This is a genomic window from uncultured Georgenia sp. (assembly GCF_937958535.1).
In the GTDB taxonomy this organism is placed as follows: domain Bacteria; phylum Actinomycetota; class Actinomycetes; order Actinomycetales; family Actinomycetaceae; genus Oceanitalea.
In genome coordinates this window covers 26,313-39,862 of record NZ_CALGNQ010000042.1, presented here as the reverse complement: position 1 = coordinate 39,862, position 13,550 = coordinate 26,313, and the positions used below count along the sequence as shown (strand labels likewise).

The 13,550-nt window shown below is 75.8% G+C and carries 12 protein-coding genes, 1 tRNA gene and 1 riboswitch; of the genes, 7 read left to right on the top strand and 6 right to left on the bottom strand.

Annotated features, from left to right (window positions below):
• Window positions 1–254 precede the first annotated feature (254 nt).
• From mscL to Q0195_RS02520, 3 genes are all read right to left on the bottom strand, one after another.
• Window positions 255–653, bottom strand: a complete 399-nt coding sequence (gene mscL, locus Q0195_RS02530; RefSeq protein WP_299274098.1) for a large conductance mechanosensitive channel protein MscL — start codon at window positions 651–653, stop codon at window positions 255–257.
• 69 nt (window positions 654–722) lie between these two features.
• On the bottom strand, window positions 723–992 hold the full coding sequence (locus Q0195_RS02525; RefSeq protein WP_299274097.1) for a hypothetical protein: 270 nt from the start codon (window positions 990–992) through the stop codon (window positions 723–725).
• Window positions 989–5,152, bottom strand: a complete 4,164-nt coding sequence (locus Q0195_RS02520; RefSeq protein ID WP_299274094.1) for a hypothetical protein — start codon at window positions 5,150–5,152, stop codon at window positions 989–991. The genes Q0195_RS02525 and Q0195_RS02520 overlap by 4 nt, the downstream gene beginning before the upstream one ends.
• Window positions 5,153–5,392: 240 nt before the next feature.
• On the opposite strand from Q0195_RS02520, the gene Q0195_RS02515 reads away from it, so the two are divergent.
• The gene (locus Q0195_RS02515) at window positions 5,393–6,370 is read left to right on the top strand and encodes a YihY/virulence factor BrkB family protein (protein WP_299274092.1); all 978 of its coding nucleotides are present in this window, start codon (window positions 5,393–5,395) and stop codon (window positions 6,368–6,370) included.
• A gap of 68 nt (window positions 6,371–6,438) precedes the next feature.
• Here Q0195_RS02515 and Q0195_RS02510 read toward each other — a convergent pair whose 3' ends face one another.
• Window positions 6,439–7,338: an alpha/beta hydrolase gene (locus tag Q0195_RS02510; RefSeq protein WP_299274089.1), complete on the bottom strand. Its 900-nt coding sequence runs from the start codon at window positions 7,336–7,338 to the stop codon at window positions 6,439–6,441.
• Between the two features lie 62 nt (window positions 7,339–7,400).
• Here Q0195_RS02510 and Q0195_RS02505 point away from each other — a divergent pair, with 62 nt between their 5' ends.
• Entirely contained in the window at window positions 7,401–7,955 is a 555-nt protein-coding gene (locus tag Q0195_RS02505; protein ID WP_299274088.1) for a TetR family transcriptional regulator, read from the top strand.
• 59 nt (window positions 7,956–8,014) lie between these two features.
• On the opposite strand, the gene Q0195_RS02500 is transcribed toward Q0195_RS02505, so the two are convergent.
• A tRNA-Arg gene (locus tag Q0195_RS02500) sits at window positions 8,015–8,090 on the bottom strand.
• Between the two features lie 88 nt (window positions 8,091–8,178).
• On the opposite strand from Q0195_RS02500, the gene Q0195_RS02495 reads away from it, so the two are divergent.
• Window positions 8,179–8,598, top strand: a complete 420-nt coding sequence (locus Q0195_RS02495) for an SRPBCC family protein (RefSeq protein ID WP_299274086.1) — start codon at window positions 8,179–8,181, stop codon at window positions 8,596–8,598.
• Here the strand turns inward: Q0195_RS02495 and Q0195_RS02490 are convergent.
• Window positions 8,595–9,881, bottom strand: coding sequence for an O-succinylhomoserine sulfhydrylase (locus tag Q0195_RS02490; protein ID WP_299274084.1), 1,287 nt, complete (start codon window positions 9,879–9,881; stop codon window positions 8,595–8,597). The genes Q0195_RS02495 and Q0195_RS02490 overlap by 4 nt on opposite strands.
• 5 nt (window positions 9,882–9,886) lie before the next feature.
• Window positions 9,887–9,971, bottom strand: a riboswitch (SAM riboswitch).
• Window positions 9,972–10,236: 265 nt separating this feature from the next.
• Between Q0195_RS02490 and Q0195_RS02485 the strand changes: the two genes are divergently transcribed.
• The 4 genes from Q0195_RS02485 to Q0195_RS02470 are packed head-to-tail and all read left to right on the top strand — an operon-like array spanning window position 10,237 to window position 13,543.
• On the top strand, window positions 10,237–11,091 hold the full coding sequence (locus tag Q0195_RS02485) for a hypothetical protein (RefSeq protein WP_299274082.1): 855 nt from the start codon (window positions 10,237–10,239) through the stop codon (window positions 11,089–11,091).
• Window positions 11,088–12,623 (top strand): hypothetical protein, encoded by a 1,536-nt coding sequence (locus Q0195_RS02480; protein ID WP_299274079.1) that lies wholly within the window; start codon window positions 11,088–11,090, stop codon window positions 12,621–12,623. Before Q0195_RS02485 ends, Q0195_RS02480 begins: the two co-directional genes overlap by 4 nt.
• Window positions 12,620–13,063 carry a hypothetical protein gene (locus Q0195_RS02475; RefSeq protein ID WP_299274076.1) on the top strand — a complete coding sequence of 148 codons (444 nt, stop codon included), beginning with the start codon at window positions 12,620–12,622 and terminating at the stop codon, window positions 13,061–13,063. Before Q0195_RS02480 ends, Q0195_RS02475 begins: the two co-directional genes overlap by 4 nt.
• A gap of 18 nt (window positions 13,064–13,081) precedes the next feature.
• Window positions 13,082–13,543, top strand: coding sequence for a WXG100 family type VII secretion target (locus Q0195_RS02470; protein ID WP_299274073.1), 462 nt, complete (start codon window positions 13,082–13,084; stop codon window positions 13,541–13,543).
• Window positions 13,544–13,550 lie beyond the last annotated feature (7 nt).

The window sequence follows — 13,550 nt, the reverse complement described above, 5'->3', positions numbered from 1 at the left end:
GACCACCGAGATCTACACTCTTTCCCTACACGACGCTCTTCCGATCTGGGCCCGCTCACGCGCTGCCGGGCGTCCGCGCGGCCCGCCGGCGACGAGCGCGCGGCCCGCCGAGGCGCCGTCCGGGCCTCCTGCCCGGGGACACGTGGTCGCCGGCGAGGCCCGCCCCGCGGTGTGCCTGGTCAGGCCCGCGCCGCGGTGCGTCAGGCCAGGCCGGTGCCCCGGCCCGCGGCGCTGCGGGCTCGCGGCTCGCCGGGTCAGCGGGGGCTCTGGGTCTTGAGGAGGTCGCGGATCTCCTGGAGCAGCAGGACGTCCTCGGCGGGAGCCTCCGGTTCGGGCTCCTGGCCGCGCTTGCGCCGCTCCTGGAACTTGTTCATCGGCAGCACGAAGATGAAGTAGACGACCGCCGCCGTGATGAGGAAGACGACGACGGCGTTGATGATGGCCGCGAGGTCGACGAACGTGTCGTCCCGCCCGCCGACGATGTGGAAGCCCAGTCGGCCGGCCTCGGCACTGCCGGCGGCGTTGAGGACCGGGGTGATGATGCTGGAGACCACGGTGTCGACGATCGCGGCGAACGCCGAGCCGATGACGACGGCGACAGCGAGGTCGATGACGTTCCCGCGCATGATGAAGTCACGGAATCCCTTGAGCACGGCTGCTCCTCTCTCGGGTGGCCCCAACGCGGGCCGGGCAAGGGAACAGTAGCGCGACTGTGGCCGGCGTCACCCCCAGTGGGGTGGCCGGTCGCGCAGGTAGCGGGCGTCGTCGGAGCCCTCGGGCAGCTCGCCCCAGGCCTCGTCGGTGTCCTCGCGGGCGCGGGTGGGCAGCGCCGGACCGGCCGCCGCGGCGGCCTCCTCCGGCGGGGCGGCCGGCTCGGCCTCGGTCCGCGGCGGCCGGGGCGGGACCGCCTCGGCCGGGATGAGCCGGCCCTCCTCGCTCGGCCCGAGCCGGGTCGTCGGCGCGACGACCCGGCGGTGCCGCCGACGGGTCATCGGCGCCGGGCGGCGACGGCGCGGAGCACCCCGTCGACGTCGACGCCGCGGCGGGTGAGTCCGAGCTCCTCGCGCAGCGCCTCGACCAGGGCGGACTCGTCCCGCGGCAGGCCGTCGGACTCGATCCACGCGGCGAGGTCGTCCAGCTCGTCGTCGGAGTAGGCGCCGATGGGCTGGCCCGGCGTGACGGCCGGGCGCGGTCCCCGCTCCCGCGGGGCGGGGTCACCCGCCGGCTCGGCCGCGGCGTCCGTGGCGCCGGGCCCGGTGAGCTCTCCGGCCTCCGGTGCCGGCTCCTGCGGCGCGTCCTCGAGCTCGACCGGGGGCGCCGCCGCGGCACTGCGGGCACGGCCCGTGGCACGCCGCTCGCCGACGACGTCGAGCACGAGGGACAGGATCGTCTGCGCCTCACGCTGGGGGTCCATGAACACGGCGGTGGAGAAGGCCATGTGGACCTTCCACCCGCGGGAGACGAGCCGCTGCACCCAGTGCCGCTCGCGGCGCCGCAGGTTCGGCTCGGCGACGTAGTCGGCGTCGTCGGTGAGCACGGCGACGAGGAGCTCGCCCGGCAGGTCCGGGTGCCCGATGGCGAGCGGGATGCGCACCCCGCCGTCGACACCGTACTGCGGCACGACGGTCAGGCCGAGCCGCCACAGCCGCTCGGCGAGGTCGACGAGCAGCGGGTCGGGGGCCGCACCGGCGGGTGTCGTGTGCACGGACGCCTGCGGGGCGGCCGCCCAGTCGATGAGGTCGGCGAGGAGCAGCGGGCCGGGCTGGTGGAGCCGGTCGCGGTCGATCTCGCCGGGGCCGATGCAGGAGACGACGACGAGCCGCTCCCGCACGGCGTCCAGGGCGTCGATGAGGCAGGCCTTGCCGTCGGGGCCGCTCACCGCGCCGAAGTTGTGCAGCACCCGTCCGTGCGGGGTCTTGGCGTACCCGAGGGTGAGGACCACGGTGTCGCGGCGCAGCCCGCCGGCACCGTCCGCGTCCACGACGACGAAGGGCTCCTCCTTGTCGGCGGCGAAGAACTCCGCGACCGCCGGGCTGCCCGAGACGGCGGAGATCACCGCCTCCCGCACCCGGTCGGCGTGCCGCGCGTTGAGCGCGATGACGGCCAGCGAGCGCTCCGGCGTGGTCAGCGCGTGCTCGATGACGAGGTCGACGACACGGTCCACCTCCGCCTGGACGCTCTCGACGGCGTCGGCGCCGGGGGCCGGCATCCCGAAGCCCTCGACGAGGTCGAGAGTGATCCGGTCCGGGGCGGGCGGGCCGGGGACCGGGCGGATGACGTCGGCGTACCCGTGCCGGGCGAGGAACGCGGCGATCGACTCCTCCCGCTCGGCGCGGTCGGTGGGCAGGGTCAGGCCGGGCAGCAGCGGCGACAGCTCGGCGACCAGGCCCTCGCCGCCGCGGCGCGAGTCGCCGACGAGGACGACCTGGCTGCCGCGGGTGATCGCCCCGACCGCCTGCTCGGTGGGCAGGTGGTGGACGCCGTCGAGGATGACGAGGTCGACGCACCTGGTGGGTGGGAGCAGCTGCGGCACGAGGACCGGGGGCACCACCCAGCCGGGCCGGATCGCCCCGACGAGCTCGGGGTGCCGGGCGTAGATCCGGCGCAGGTCGGCGCCGCGGCCGGCGGCCAGCTCCTGCTCGAGCTGAGCGGCCTCCTCCCGGCGGTCGCGCACGAGGTGCTCGAGCCGACGGACGACGGCCCGCCGCACCGGGGTGGGCAGGGTGGCGACGTGCTCGGCGTCCAGCCGCCGGAAGCGCTCGGCGAGCGCGACGAGCGCGGGGCCGTCGTACCCCGCCAGCGCGGGGTCCGTACGCAGGATGTCCTCCAGCACGGAGGCCCACCAGGCGAGGTCGAGCTCGGCCGGTGCCAGGGCGGCGGGGACCCGCCGCTCGCGCAGGTCGGCGACGAGCTCGCCCAGGCCGAGCGCCTCGAGCTCGGCGACGACGGCGGTGCGCTCGGGCATGAGGCGCAGCGCCTCGCCGTCGCTGCCGAGGGCCTCCATGAAGGAGGCGAGCTCCTCGAGCGGGAGGTCGAAGAGGTCCGGCTTCCCGGCGCCGGAGCCGACGACGTCCTGCAGCGCGGCGACGTCCTCCTCCACGGCCCGGGCGTGGCGGGCCATGTCGGACAGGCCCTCGGGCACACGCGGCCAGCCCCCGCCGGGGCAGTGCCGGCGCCAGATGTCGCGCTGCTTCTGGACGTGGACGAGCTCGGCGTGGATGTCGGGGACCGGTCGCCCGGGCCGCAGCAGGTCCTTGGCCTGCTTGCGCAGCCGACGGCGGGTGCCGCCGGGCATGGTCACGCCCTGCTCCTTGCGCCACGCGCGGGTGGCCGTGGCGACGATCATGTCCGCGGCGGAGCGCTCGAAGACCTGCGGGACGAAGACGTCGAGGGCGAGGCGGACGCCGTCGAGCATCTGCAGCTGCTCGAGCCACTCCCGCAGGGTGCCGGCCCTGGTCACACCGGTCTCGCGGGCGGTGCGCTCCACGTCGTCGAGCACCTTGGGCAGCTCCAGCGCCCCGAGCCGTTGGGTGCGCTCCAGGGCGTCGCGGGCGGCGGCCGCGCTCTCCAGGCGGGCGCCGTACCAGGGGGTGTCGTGGGGCCGCAGCTCGAAGGCGCCCAGGCTCGCGGCCCGGACGAGGCGCTCGCGGGCGTGCTCGCGCCGCTCGCCGACGAGCTCGCGGACGGTGTCGGAGGAGAGCCGCACCTCGGTGCGGGGGCCGGGACGCGCGGCGGTGAGCTCGGCCAGCGCCTGGAGGGCGGCGTGGGCCGAGCAGCCCCACGGCTCGCGCACGGTGTGCAGCGCCTCCACGTAGCCGGCGAGCCGGCGGCGCACGTCGACGAGCTCGGCGCGGACGGCGCGCACCTGCTCCACCTGGCTCGGGGGCGCGACGGCGTGGAGCCCGGCACGCAGCTCCTCGGGTGCGCCGGCGCGCCAGCCGGGGTCGGTGGCGAGGTCGAGGACGAGGTCGCGCAGGCCCAGCCGGTCGAGCTCCTCGACGAGCGCACGACCCACCCGGCGGGTGCCGGGCACGTAGAGCACCCGCCGTCCGGAGGCGACGGCGTCGGCGAGCACCGCGGCGAGGGTGGCCGGGACGTCGGCGCCGGGGGGCGCGTCGATGAACAGGTCGGTGCCGGCGGTGACGGCGTCGACGACGCGCTGCTGGTCCGGGTCGAGGTCGCCCACGCCGCGCTCGGTCTGCGGTGCGCGGTCGGCACCGACCGGCTCGGGCAGCGGCCGGGCGAGGACCTCGCGCGCCTCCGGGACGCCGGCGAGGGCGGCGACGACGTCGTGGGCGACGAGGTGGTCGTGCATCGCCTCGAGGTCGTCGACGAGCACCTGTCCGGGGTGGACGAACGGGCCGATGAGGACCCGGTCCTCGAGCGTGAAGTCGGGCAGGTGCTGCTCCCCGAGGAGGGTGAGCCGGGCGAGTGCGGCGCGCGGGGAGAAGCCGTCGGGCGTCAGGGCACCGGCCGCGAGGGCGTGGGCGTCCACGCTCACCCCGCGGGAGCGCAGGGCGCGCACGAGGACGGAGTTGACGTCCACGGCCGGCTCGAGCTGGAGCTCCAGGTCGGCGACCTGGCCGCCGTTCGAGGTGAGACGCACCGGCCGCAGCAGCACCGGGGCCCGGATGGTCCGCGGCTCGGGGGTGACGTCCTCCGGGGCGGCGTCGTCGTCGGTGCCGGGCACCGGGGTGGGACGCGGGGTCTCGGTCCAGGTGGCGATGCCGGCGGCGAGGTAGGTGGGGGCGATGCCGTAGCGCTGGGCGAGCTCGTCGGTACGGGCCAGCACGGTGCGGGCGGCCCGGCGGGCGGAGACCAGCGCGCCTCCCTCGCGCACGAGGTTGGACAGCCGGGTGGCCCGGCCCGCGTACAGCTGGGCGATCCCCGAGGGGTGGGCGGCGGTGAGGTCGATGACGGCCTCCCCGAGGAGGCCGACGTCGGACAGCGCACTGGCGCCGCTGAGGGCGATGAGGCGGTCGCGCCACTCCTGGGCGGCGTCCTCGACGGCACGTTCGCGTGCGGTCCTGCTCGTCACGACCTCGTCGACAGACTCGTCATCGTCGCGGCGGGCGGCGAGCCCGACCGGTCCCTGTCCCCCGCTGCGGCGAGGTGCCGCGGGAGGGCGGGCGAAGAGCGCTGAAGGGGCCATTCACCCACGCTAACCAGCGGGCGCTCGTCGACCGGCGCGACCCGCCGCGGGCGGAGTGAGATTCCCGCCCCAAGAAATGGGATAGGGCGTGACGCACACGGGGGGCAGGCGTCACGCCCTACGAGACGGAAGCATGTCGCACTTTCGTGCCAGAAGCAAGTCCGGCTTTTCGGGCGTGTCTGGTACGGAAGTCGGAGGACCCCGGGTGCCGCCTCCACGGGCCACGGCAACACTGGGGGCATGGCTCGCGAGCGGGCACTGGGCGTCCCCGGCGCCCGGGCCGACGCGCCGCACCAGATCCCGTGGCGCGGCTGGGTGCAGATCGTGCGCCGGGTGGCCGCACGGGTGGTCGCCGACCGGTTCGCGGCACTGAGCGCCGGCGTCGCCTTCTTCGCCGTGCTGTCGATCGCGCCGGTGCTGCTCGCCGCGCTGTCGGTGTACGGCGCCGTCAACTCCCCGGAGCAGGCGCGCGACCACCTCGCCGGGGTGGTCGGTGTGCTGCCCCCCGCCCTCGGCGAGGTGCTGCGCGACCAGCTGGTCACCGTCACCGAGGCCTCGACGCAGCTGCTCACCTCGCGCGGGATGCTCGCGCTCGCCGTCGCCCTGGGCACCGCGACGACCGCCGCGGCGTTCCTCATCGACGCCCTCACCCTCGCCTACCGGGAGGCGGAGACGCGCCCGCTGCTGCACCGGACCGGGCTGGCGCTGGCCTTCGTCCTCGGCGGGGCGGTGGTCGTCGGCACGGTGATCGCCGGGACCGCACAGGTCTCCCGAGCCCTGGCGGGTGCCCCGGGCTGGCTGCGGACGCTCGCCCTGGCCGCGGCGTGGGTGGTGCTCGCCGCGCTCATGGCGCTGGCGCTCGCGGTGCTCTACCGGTTCGCCCCGGACCGGCACGGCCGCGCCAAGTGGCGGTGGGTGAGCGGCGGCGCCGCCGTGACCACGCTGCTGTGGCTCGCCGTCTCCGCCGGGCTGTTCGCCTACGTCCAGCGGCTGGGCACCTACGAGCGCATGTACGGCTCGCTCGCCGGGGTGGCGATCAGCATGCTGTGGCTCTGGCTCACCGTGCTCCTGGTGGTCCTCGGTGCCGCCGTCAACGCCGAGGCGGAGCGGCAGACCACGCGCGACTCGACCGTGGGCGCGGAGCGGCCGCCGGGTGAGCGCGGCGCCGTCGTCGCCGACGACGTGCCGCCGCACCCGGCCGGCCCACCTCCGGGGTGAGGACACGGTGCGGTCCAGGTCGACGGCGGTGACCCGGTCACCGGGCGGGGCCGTCGGGCGCCGCCCGTTCAAGCGGCCCGGGCGAACCAGTCCAGGGCGAGCTCGGCGACGGCTGACGGAGCGTCGTCGGTGATGAAGTGCGACGCGTCGGGGACGTGGGCGAGCTCGGTCCGGTCCGCGTACCGCTCCGGCCGGCGGCAGACGACCGCCATGACCTCCTCGTTCCAGTAGCGGTCACGGCGGCCGAAGACGAAGAGGGTGGGCACCGTGAGCCGCCGGCGGCGGTAGACGCCGCGCGCCATCCGCAGCCCCTCGGCAAGGACCACGCGCCGGGTGAGCGGGCGGACCGCGGCGTCGACCTGCGGCCGGGTCATCGGCGCGAGGTGGGCGGCGAGGACCTCCTCCGCCATCGGGTGGGCGACGTACTCCGGGGAGAAGGTGCCGCGCAGCGACGCTCCGGGGCGGTGCCAGACGAACGGGGGCAGGTGGCGGAAGCCGGGGAGGACCTTCGGGCTGAACGTCATGAACGCCGGCGGCACCGAGAGCTGCACCGCTGCCCGCACCCGCTCGGGGTGGTCGTAGGACAGCTGCATCGCGGTCACGGCGCCCATGTCGTGGGGGACGAGGTGGACCCGCCCGAGACCGAGGGCGTCGAGGAGCGCGAGCAGGTCGTGCAGGCGGGTCTCGCGCCCGATCCGAGGGTCGTCCGCGACGGTCCAGCCCGCCCCGCGCAGGTCGGGGCACAGCACGCGGTAGCCGGCCGCGGCGAGGACGGGGGCCACGGCGCGCCACTGCCACCAGTGCTGGGGGAACCCGTGGAGCAGCACCACGGGCTCGCCCTCACCGATGACGGCGAGGTGCGTGCGCAGGCCCGGCGTCGCGACGACGCGGTGCTCGAAGCCGGGGGCGTCGGGCAGGGGCGGGGAGGCGTCGACGGTGCCCCTCGCCGCGGACTCGGACGTGGCCATGGCGGCCTCCTCCACTGGATGTCCTACTATCTTCATAGTAGACCTCGAGGAGGGTGATGTCGATGCCCCCACCCACGAAGGTCCGGGCGCTCGACGCAGCAGTGGAGCTGCTCGGCGAGAAGGGCGTGCGTGCGCTGACCCACGCCCGCGTCGACGCGCGGGCCGGCCTGCCTCCGGGCTCCACGTCGAACTGGTTCCGCACCCGGCGGGCGCTGCTCGCCGGCGTGGTCGACTGGCTCGCCGAGCGCGAGCGCGCCGACTTCCATCCCGACGCCCTGCCCCGGATGACGGGCCTCGAGGCGTTCGTCGCGGGACTGTCGGCCATGCTCGAGCTGCAGACCGGGCCCTTCGCCGCCCGCACCCGGGCGCGCTACGCCCTCTTCCTCGAGCTTGCCGGCGACCCCGAGCTCGGCGCTCCGCTGCGCCGCCAGCGCCGGGAGTTCGAGCGGTGGACCGAGCACCTGGTCACGGACGCCGGGATCCCCGACCCCCCGTCGGCCACCCGGGCCGTCATGGCGCTCGCCGACGGCCTGCTCCTCCACCGGCTCACGGTCGATCCCACCCTGGACGTGCGCCCGACCCTCGAGCGCGCGGTCCGCGCCCTCGCCGCGTCCTGACGGCGGGCCGGCCCACAGCCGACACCCGGCCGGCCGGTACAGCTGGGCTGAGGTCGTGCTGGCGCCCCCGACAGGATTCGAACCTGTGACACCCGCTTTAGGAGAGCGGTGCTCTATCCCCTGAGCTACGGGGGCCGGCCACGGTCCAGGGTACCCGCCGCGGCACGTCCGGTTCACCGCGCTTCCGCTGCTCCGTGACCCCCGGCCGCACTACTGTGCCGCCATGGCCGCCCGTGTGCTGGACGTCCCGCCCGAGCGGGCGTTCCGGCTCGTCGCGGCGCTGCACCAGCACGGGCGGTGGGTGCCGCTCACCCGGGTCGACGCGCGACGGGGGGTGCCGCACCCGGGCGACCTCGTCGAGGCCCGGACCGCGGGGGTGTTCCTCGACCGGATGCGGGTGCTGCGGGTCGAGCCCCCGCACCTGCTCGTGCTCGCCAAGCTCGGGCCGGTGCTGCTCGGCACGGCGACCATCACCGTGACACCGGCCCCGGGCGGCTGCGCCCGCGTCACGTGGGACTACGACGCCCGGCTGCGCGGCCCGCTGCCGGCCGCCGCGCTGGTCGGCCCGCTGCTGGAGGCCATGGCGGCCCTGGCGCTGTGGCGGATGGCCCGCTGGCTGCGGCGCACGCGCCCGGGCGACTAACCGGCGCGCCGCCCCACCGCGGCCAGGCCGCGCGCGGCGGCGAGCGCCTGGGTGATGTCCTCCTTGAGGTCCGCGACGTCCTCCAGCCCGACCGAGAACCGCACGGTCGCGTCGCTGATGCCCACGTGAGCGCGGCCGTCCGGGCCGAGGCGGCGGTGCGTCGTCGTCGCCGGGTGGGTGACGAGGGACTTGGCGTCGCCGAGGTTGTTGGAGATGAGCACCAGGCGCAGCGCGTCGAGGAAGGCGAAGACCTGGGCCTGGTCGGCGGGGCGTCCGTCGACCGCGAGGTCGAAGGTCACCACGCTCCCCCCGCCGCTCATCTGGGCGCGGGCGAGGTCGACCTGGGGGTGGGAGTCGAGGAACGGGTAGTAGACCCGGGAGACGCCCGGCACGCTCTCCAGCCACTGCGCCAGCTCGAGCGCGGCCGCGCTCTGTGCCCGGACACGCAGCGGCAGCGTCTCCAGGCCCTTGAGCAGCACCCAGGCGTTGAACGGGCTGAGCGAGGGGCCGGTGTTGCGCAGGATGAGCTGCAGCGGCCCCTCGACGAAGTCGCGGCTGCCGAGCACGGCCCCGCCCATGGTGCGGCCCTGCCCGTCGATGTGCTTCGTCGCCGAGTAGACGACGACGTCGGCGCCCTGGGGCAGCACGCGCTGGAGCACCGGGGTGGCGAAGACGTTGTCGACGACGACGACGGCGCCCGCGGCGTGGGCGAGCTCGCTCACCGCGGCGACGTCGACGATGTCCTGCATCGGGTTGGACGGCGTCTCGAAGAAGACGACGTCCGCGGGGGTGGCCAGGGCCTGCTCCCAGGCGGCGAGGTCGTGGGCGTCGACGTAGTCGGTGACCACCCCCCACTTGGCCAGGACGTCCTCGAAGACGGTGATCGTCGAGCCGAACAGGGCCCGGCCGGCCACGATCCGTGACCCGCTGCGCACGAGGGCCGCGAGGGTGGAGAACACCGCCGACATGCCGGTCGCCGTGGCGTAGCAGGCCTCGGCCCCCTCCAGCGCGCGCAGCCGCTCCTCGAAGGTGGAGACGGTGGGGTTCTCGTAGCGGGCGTAGGTGAAGCGGTCGACGTCGCCGTTGAAGGCGGCCTCGGCCTCGGCGGCCTCCGGGTAGACGAAGCCCTGGGTGAGGAACAGCGCCTCGGAGGTCTCCTGGAACCCGGTGCGGACGTGGCCGGCGTGGACGGCCCGGGTCGCCGGCCCCCACGTCGGTGCCGGCTCGGGGAAGCCGCCCGGGCCGGGACAGGCGGGACGGGTGGGCTGGGTGGACGTCACCATGGTCTCCTCCATCGGTCCTGGCAGGAGCACCCGCGGTCCGGGTTGCTGCAGCGTCGACGAGCCAGGTCTCTCGGCTGCTCTGGATGGGTCGCCCCGATGCTAGCCACGCCCCGGCCGCGGGGGCAGGTGCGGCCCGGGCGCATCCCAACCCGCGGACACGTCCGCCTTTTGCAGGAAGCCCGGCCCGGCCGAATCCTCCCGATGGACATGACGATGGGCACTTCTCCCCATGGTCACGGGGCGTACCCGCGACCAAGATGGCAGCAGGGCGCCTTCACTTCTCCGGAGCTGGGGAAAGGTGGTCACCATGTCAGCTCAGACGATCGAGCGAAGCGGTCGGCAACGGCGCGGCCGCGTGGCACGTTTCCGCCTCGACGTCGCCGAGTGGGCGGTGCTGCTCGGCGCGGTCCTCCGACGGGCCCCCCATGCGGTGGCCCCCTCCGGTTTCGGCCCGGACGCTTTCGGGCTGGATCCCGAGCACCCGCTGACCGAGGGCGAGCGGCAGCGGGCCTGGGCGGCGCTCCACCTGCGCGGCCTGGCCACCCACGTCCCCGCGGACGACGACGTCGCCGCCCTCACCCCCTCCTGCCTGCTCGGGCTCCTCATGCTGCTCGAGGCCGACGTCCGGGTGGACGTCTCCTCCTGGTCGCACGACGTCATCGTCAACCAGGCGGTCGCCTGGAGCGCCGGCCGCACCGCATCCGTCGCCCGCCGCCGGCGGCAGACGCTCGCCGACGACGGGACTGCGGTGCTCGAGCAGGAGCCGGTCGTCGACGTCTCGCTCTCCGCCGCCGGTGGGCTGCTCACCGAGGTCATGCGTGCCCTGCCCGGCAGGTCGGGCACGGGCCCGGTGCTCGACCGTTCGCCCGTCCGGGTCGGCTGGCCGGAGTCGGCGGCCATCGCCCAGGCGCTGCGCTCCGGCCGGGAGGACGTCGCCACCCACCTGTCCGGGCTGCCCGCGTCGGCGCTGTCGGTGCTCGGCGCGGTCTCCTCCGCCCTCGTCGGCGGCGCCTGCGTCAGCGCGGTACGCCGGCACGAGGTCGGGCCCCTCGGCTTCCACGGCGTGTGGCTGTGGACGGAGAGCGACGTCGTCGAGCTCGTCGACGCCACCTCTCACGCCGTCACCCTGCGCCGCACCGACCTCGCCCGGGTGCGCACCCGGCTGCTCACCGCCCTCACCGGACTGCTCCACGCCGAGGAGGTGCTGTGACGGGAGCGCTCACCGTCACCGGAGGCGGCGCGGGCGTCCAGGCCCGCGCCGCTGACATGCGGGCCACCGCCGACGTCCTCGACGCCAAGGGGGACGTCGCGCGCGAGCTGGCCGGGCAGGTGGCGGCCGTCGCCACGCACGAGGCGGTGCTCACCTCCCAGCTGCTCTCCCCGGTCACCGGCGCGCGCGTGCTCGCCGAGGTCGCCCAGGCCCAGCTGCCGCCCCACGGCCTGGCCTGGGTCGCGCTGGAGTACGAGGCCTCGGCCGCCTACCTGCGCGGCGCCGCCACCGTCTACGAGGAGACCGACGCCGCGCTCGCCCTGCTCGCCGAGCTGCGCGACACGGCCGCCGGGGTGGTGATCCTCAATGCCGGGCTGCTCGCCGCCGGCGGGACCGCACTGGCCGCGCTCGTCCACGACGCGCTGCCCGACTCCATCGCCGACGCGCTCACCCCGGACGCCTTCGCCGCGTGGCTCGAGGAGGTGGGGCAGGACCCGCTCGGCGTCGTCCTGGGCGAGCTGTACGACCACCCGTGGGTCACCGACTCGATCGTCTCGGGGCTGCCCCTCGTGCTCGGCGCCGAGGTGCCCGTGGTACTCAGCGCGCTCACGCCGTGGACGTTCCCGCCGGTGCCGCTGACCTACGAGCAGGTCGTCGCCGGCATCGTCGCCGCGGGCGGCCTGGCCGGGCTGCTCGCGGACGGCCGTCCGGTCGTCACCCCTGAGCCCCGCGACCCCCGCTACCCCGACGAGGAGAGCTGGCAGGCGGCGCTCGACGCGACTGCCGCCGACAGCGTGTCCGCGCTCTTCGACAACATCGCCGCGCTCGGCGACGACCAGGGGTCCGAGGTCCGGGTGACCGCCGTGCCCGACGGGCAGGGCGGGTACGGCTGGATCGTGGAGATCCCCGGCACCCAGGACTGGGCGGCGCGGTCGGGCAGCAACCCCTCGAACCTCGCCACCAACCTGCGCCTCATGAGCGGGATGCACGACACCGCGATGGAGGAGGGCGTGCGCGAGGCGGTGCACCGGTCGATGGTCGCGCTGTCCCGGGAGACCGCGGTCCCGCTCGACGTGCTCCGCAGCGGACCGGTCACCGTCGCGGGCCACAGCCAGGGCGGCATCGTCGCCGCCTCGCTCGCCGCCGACCCCGGCAACGGCCTCAACATCACCGCCGTCGTCACCGGCGGCTCGCCGGTCGCGAACATGGCGGTCCCGGACCACGTCACGGTGCTGAGCATCGAGCACGCCCAGGACCCGGTGCACCACCTGGACGGGAACCCCAACCCCGCAGGCCCCGGCTGGACGACGGTCGTGCGCGACGTCGACGGCCACCGCGACGTCGTCGCCGGGGACCCGTTCTCGGCACACAGCGTCCGGCTCTACGCGCAGACCGCCGCCCTCCTCGACGCGCAGGCTGCCGACGACCCGGCCCTCGCCCTCGCCGTGGAGCACCTGGAGCCGCAGTTCGCCGGCGTCCGCGGGGGCGGTGCCCGGGTCTTCCAGTACGACATCGCCCAGGAGCACCCGTGAGGCGGCCGCTCGTCGTCGGCCTCGCCGGGCTCGCCGTGCTGCTCGGGGCGTGCGGGGGCGGTCCCTCGGGCACTGCCGCCCCCGCGCCCGACCTGGACGCCGAGAGCCGGCGCATCACCGCCGAGGTCACCGCGCTCGGTGCGGTGACCGGGGCCGAGGTCCGGCTCCGCGGCGGTGCGACGTGGGGCCGCCAGGTGCTCCTCGACGCTGCCACCGACAGCCCCGACGCCGCCACCCAGCGCGAGGTGCTGGAGCAGGTCGTCCGGCTGGGCTGGCACACGACCGCCTTCGTCCCGACCGAGGTCCGGGTCACCGTCGTCGGGCCGGACGGCACCACCCTCGACCCGCGCGACCTCGGCTTCCCCGGTCGCGGCGCCGACTCCGCCGGTCTCTTCGACCTGTTCGGCCCACCGGCCGCGGACCCGGACTGGCGGCCGTGACCGACCTGGAGGTGACCGATGGGACCGGCTGAGACCCCCGAGGAGCTGCGCGCGCTCGCCGGACGGATGGACGACGTCGCCGCCCAGGTCCGCGAGCTCGGCTCCGACCTCCTCGCGCTGCGGGAGGAGATCGGGTGGCGGTCGGTCGCGGCCTCCGAGTACCAGGGGTCGCTGACCGAACGGGCCGAGGAGACGGCACGCACCGCCGACCTCGTCGACGAGGTCGCCCACGCGCTGCGTGCGCACGCCGACGGCGTGGCGGAGACGCTGGCGACGATCGAGGCCGCCCGCAGCTTCCTCATGTCGGCCTACGAGGAGGCCCGGTCCGTGCTGGCGGACCTGTGGAGCGGGGTCATCGATGCGATCACCCCGAGCGTGGAGCACGCCCAGCGGGTGGTCGACCTCGTCGCCGGCGCTCCCGCGGGGCCGGTCGACCTCGGGTGGGTCGACCGGGCCCGGCAGGCCGGCTGGGGCGGCTGACCGCCGC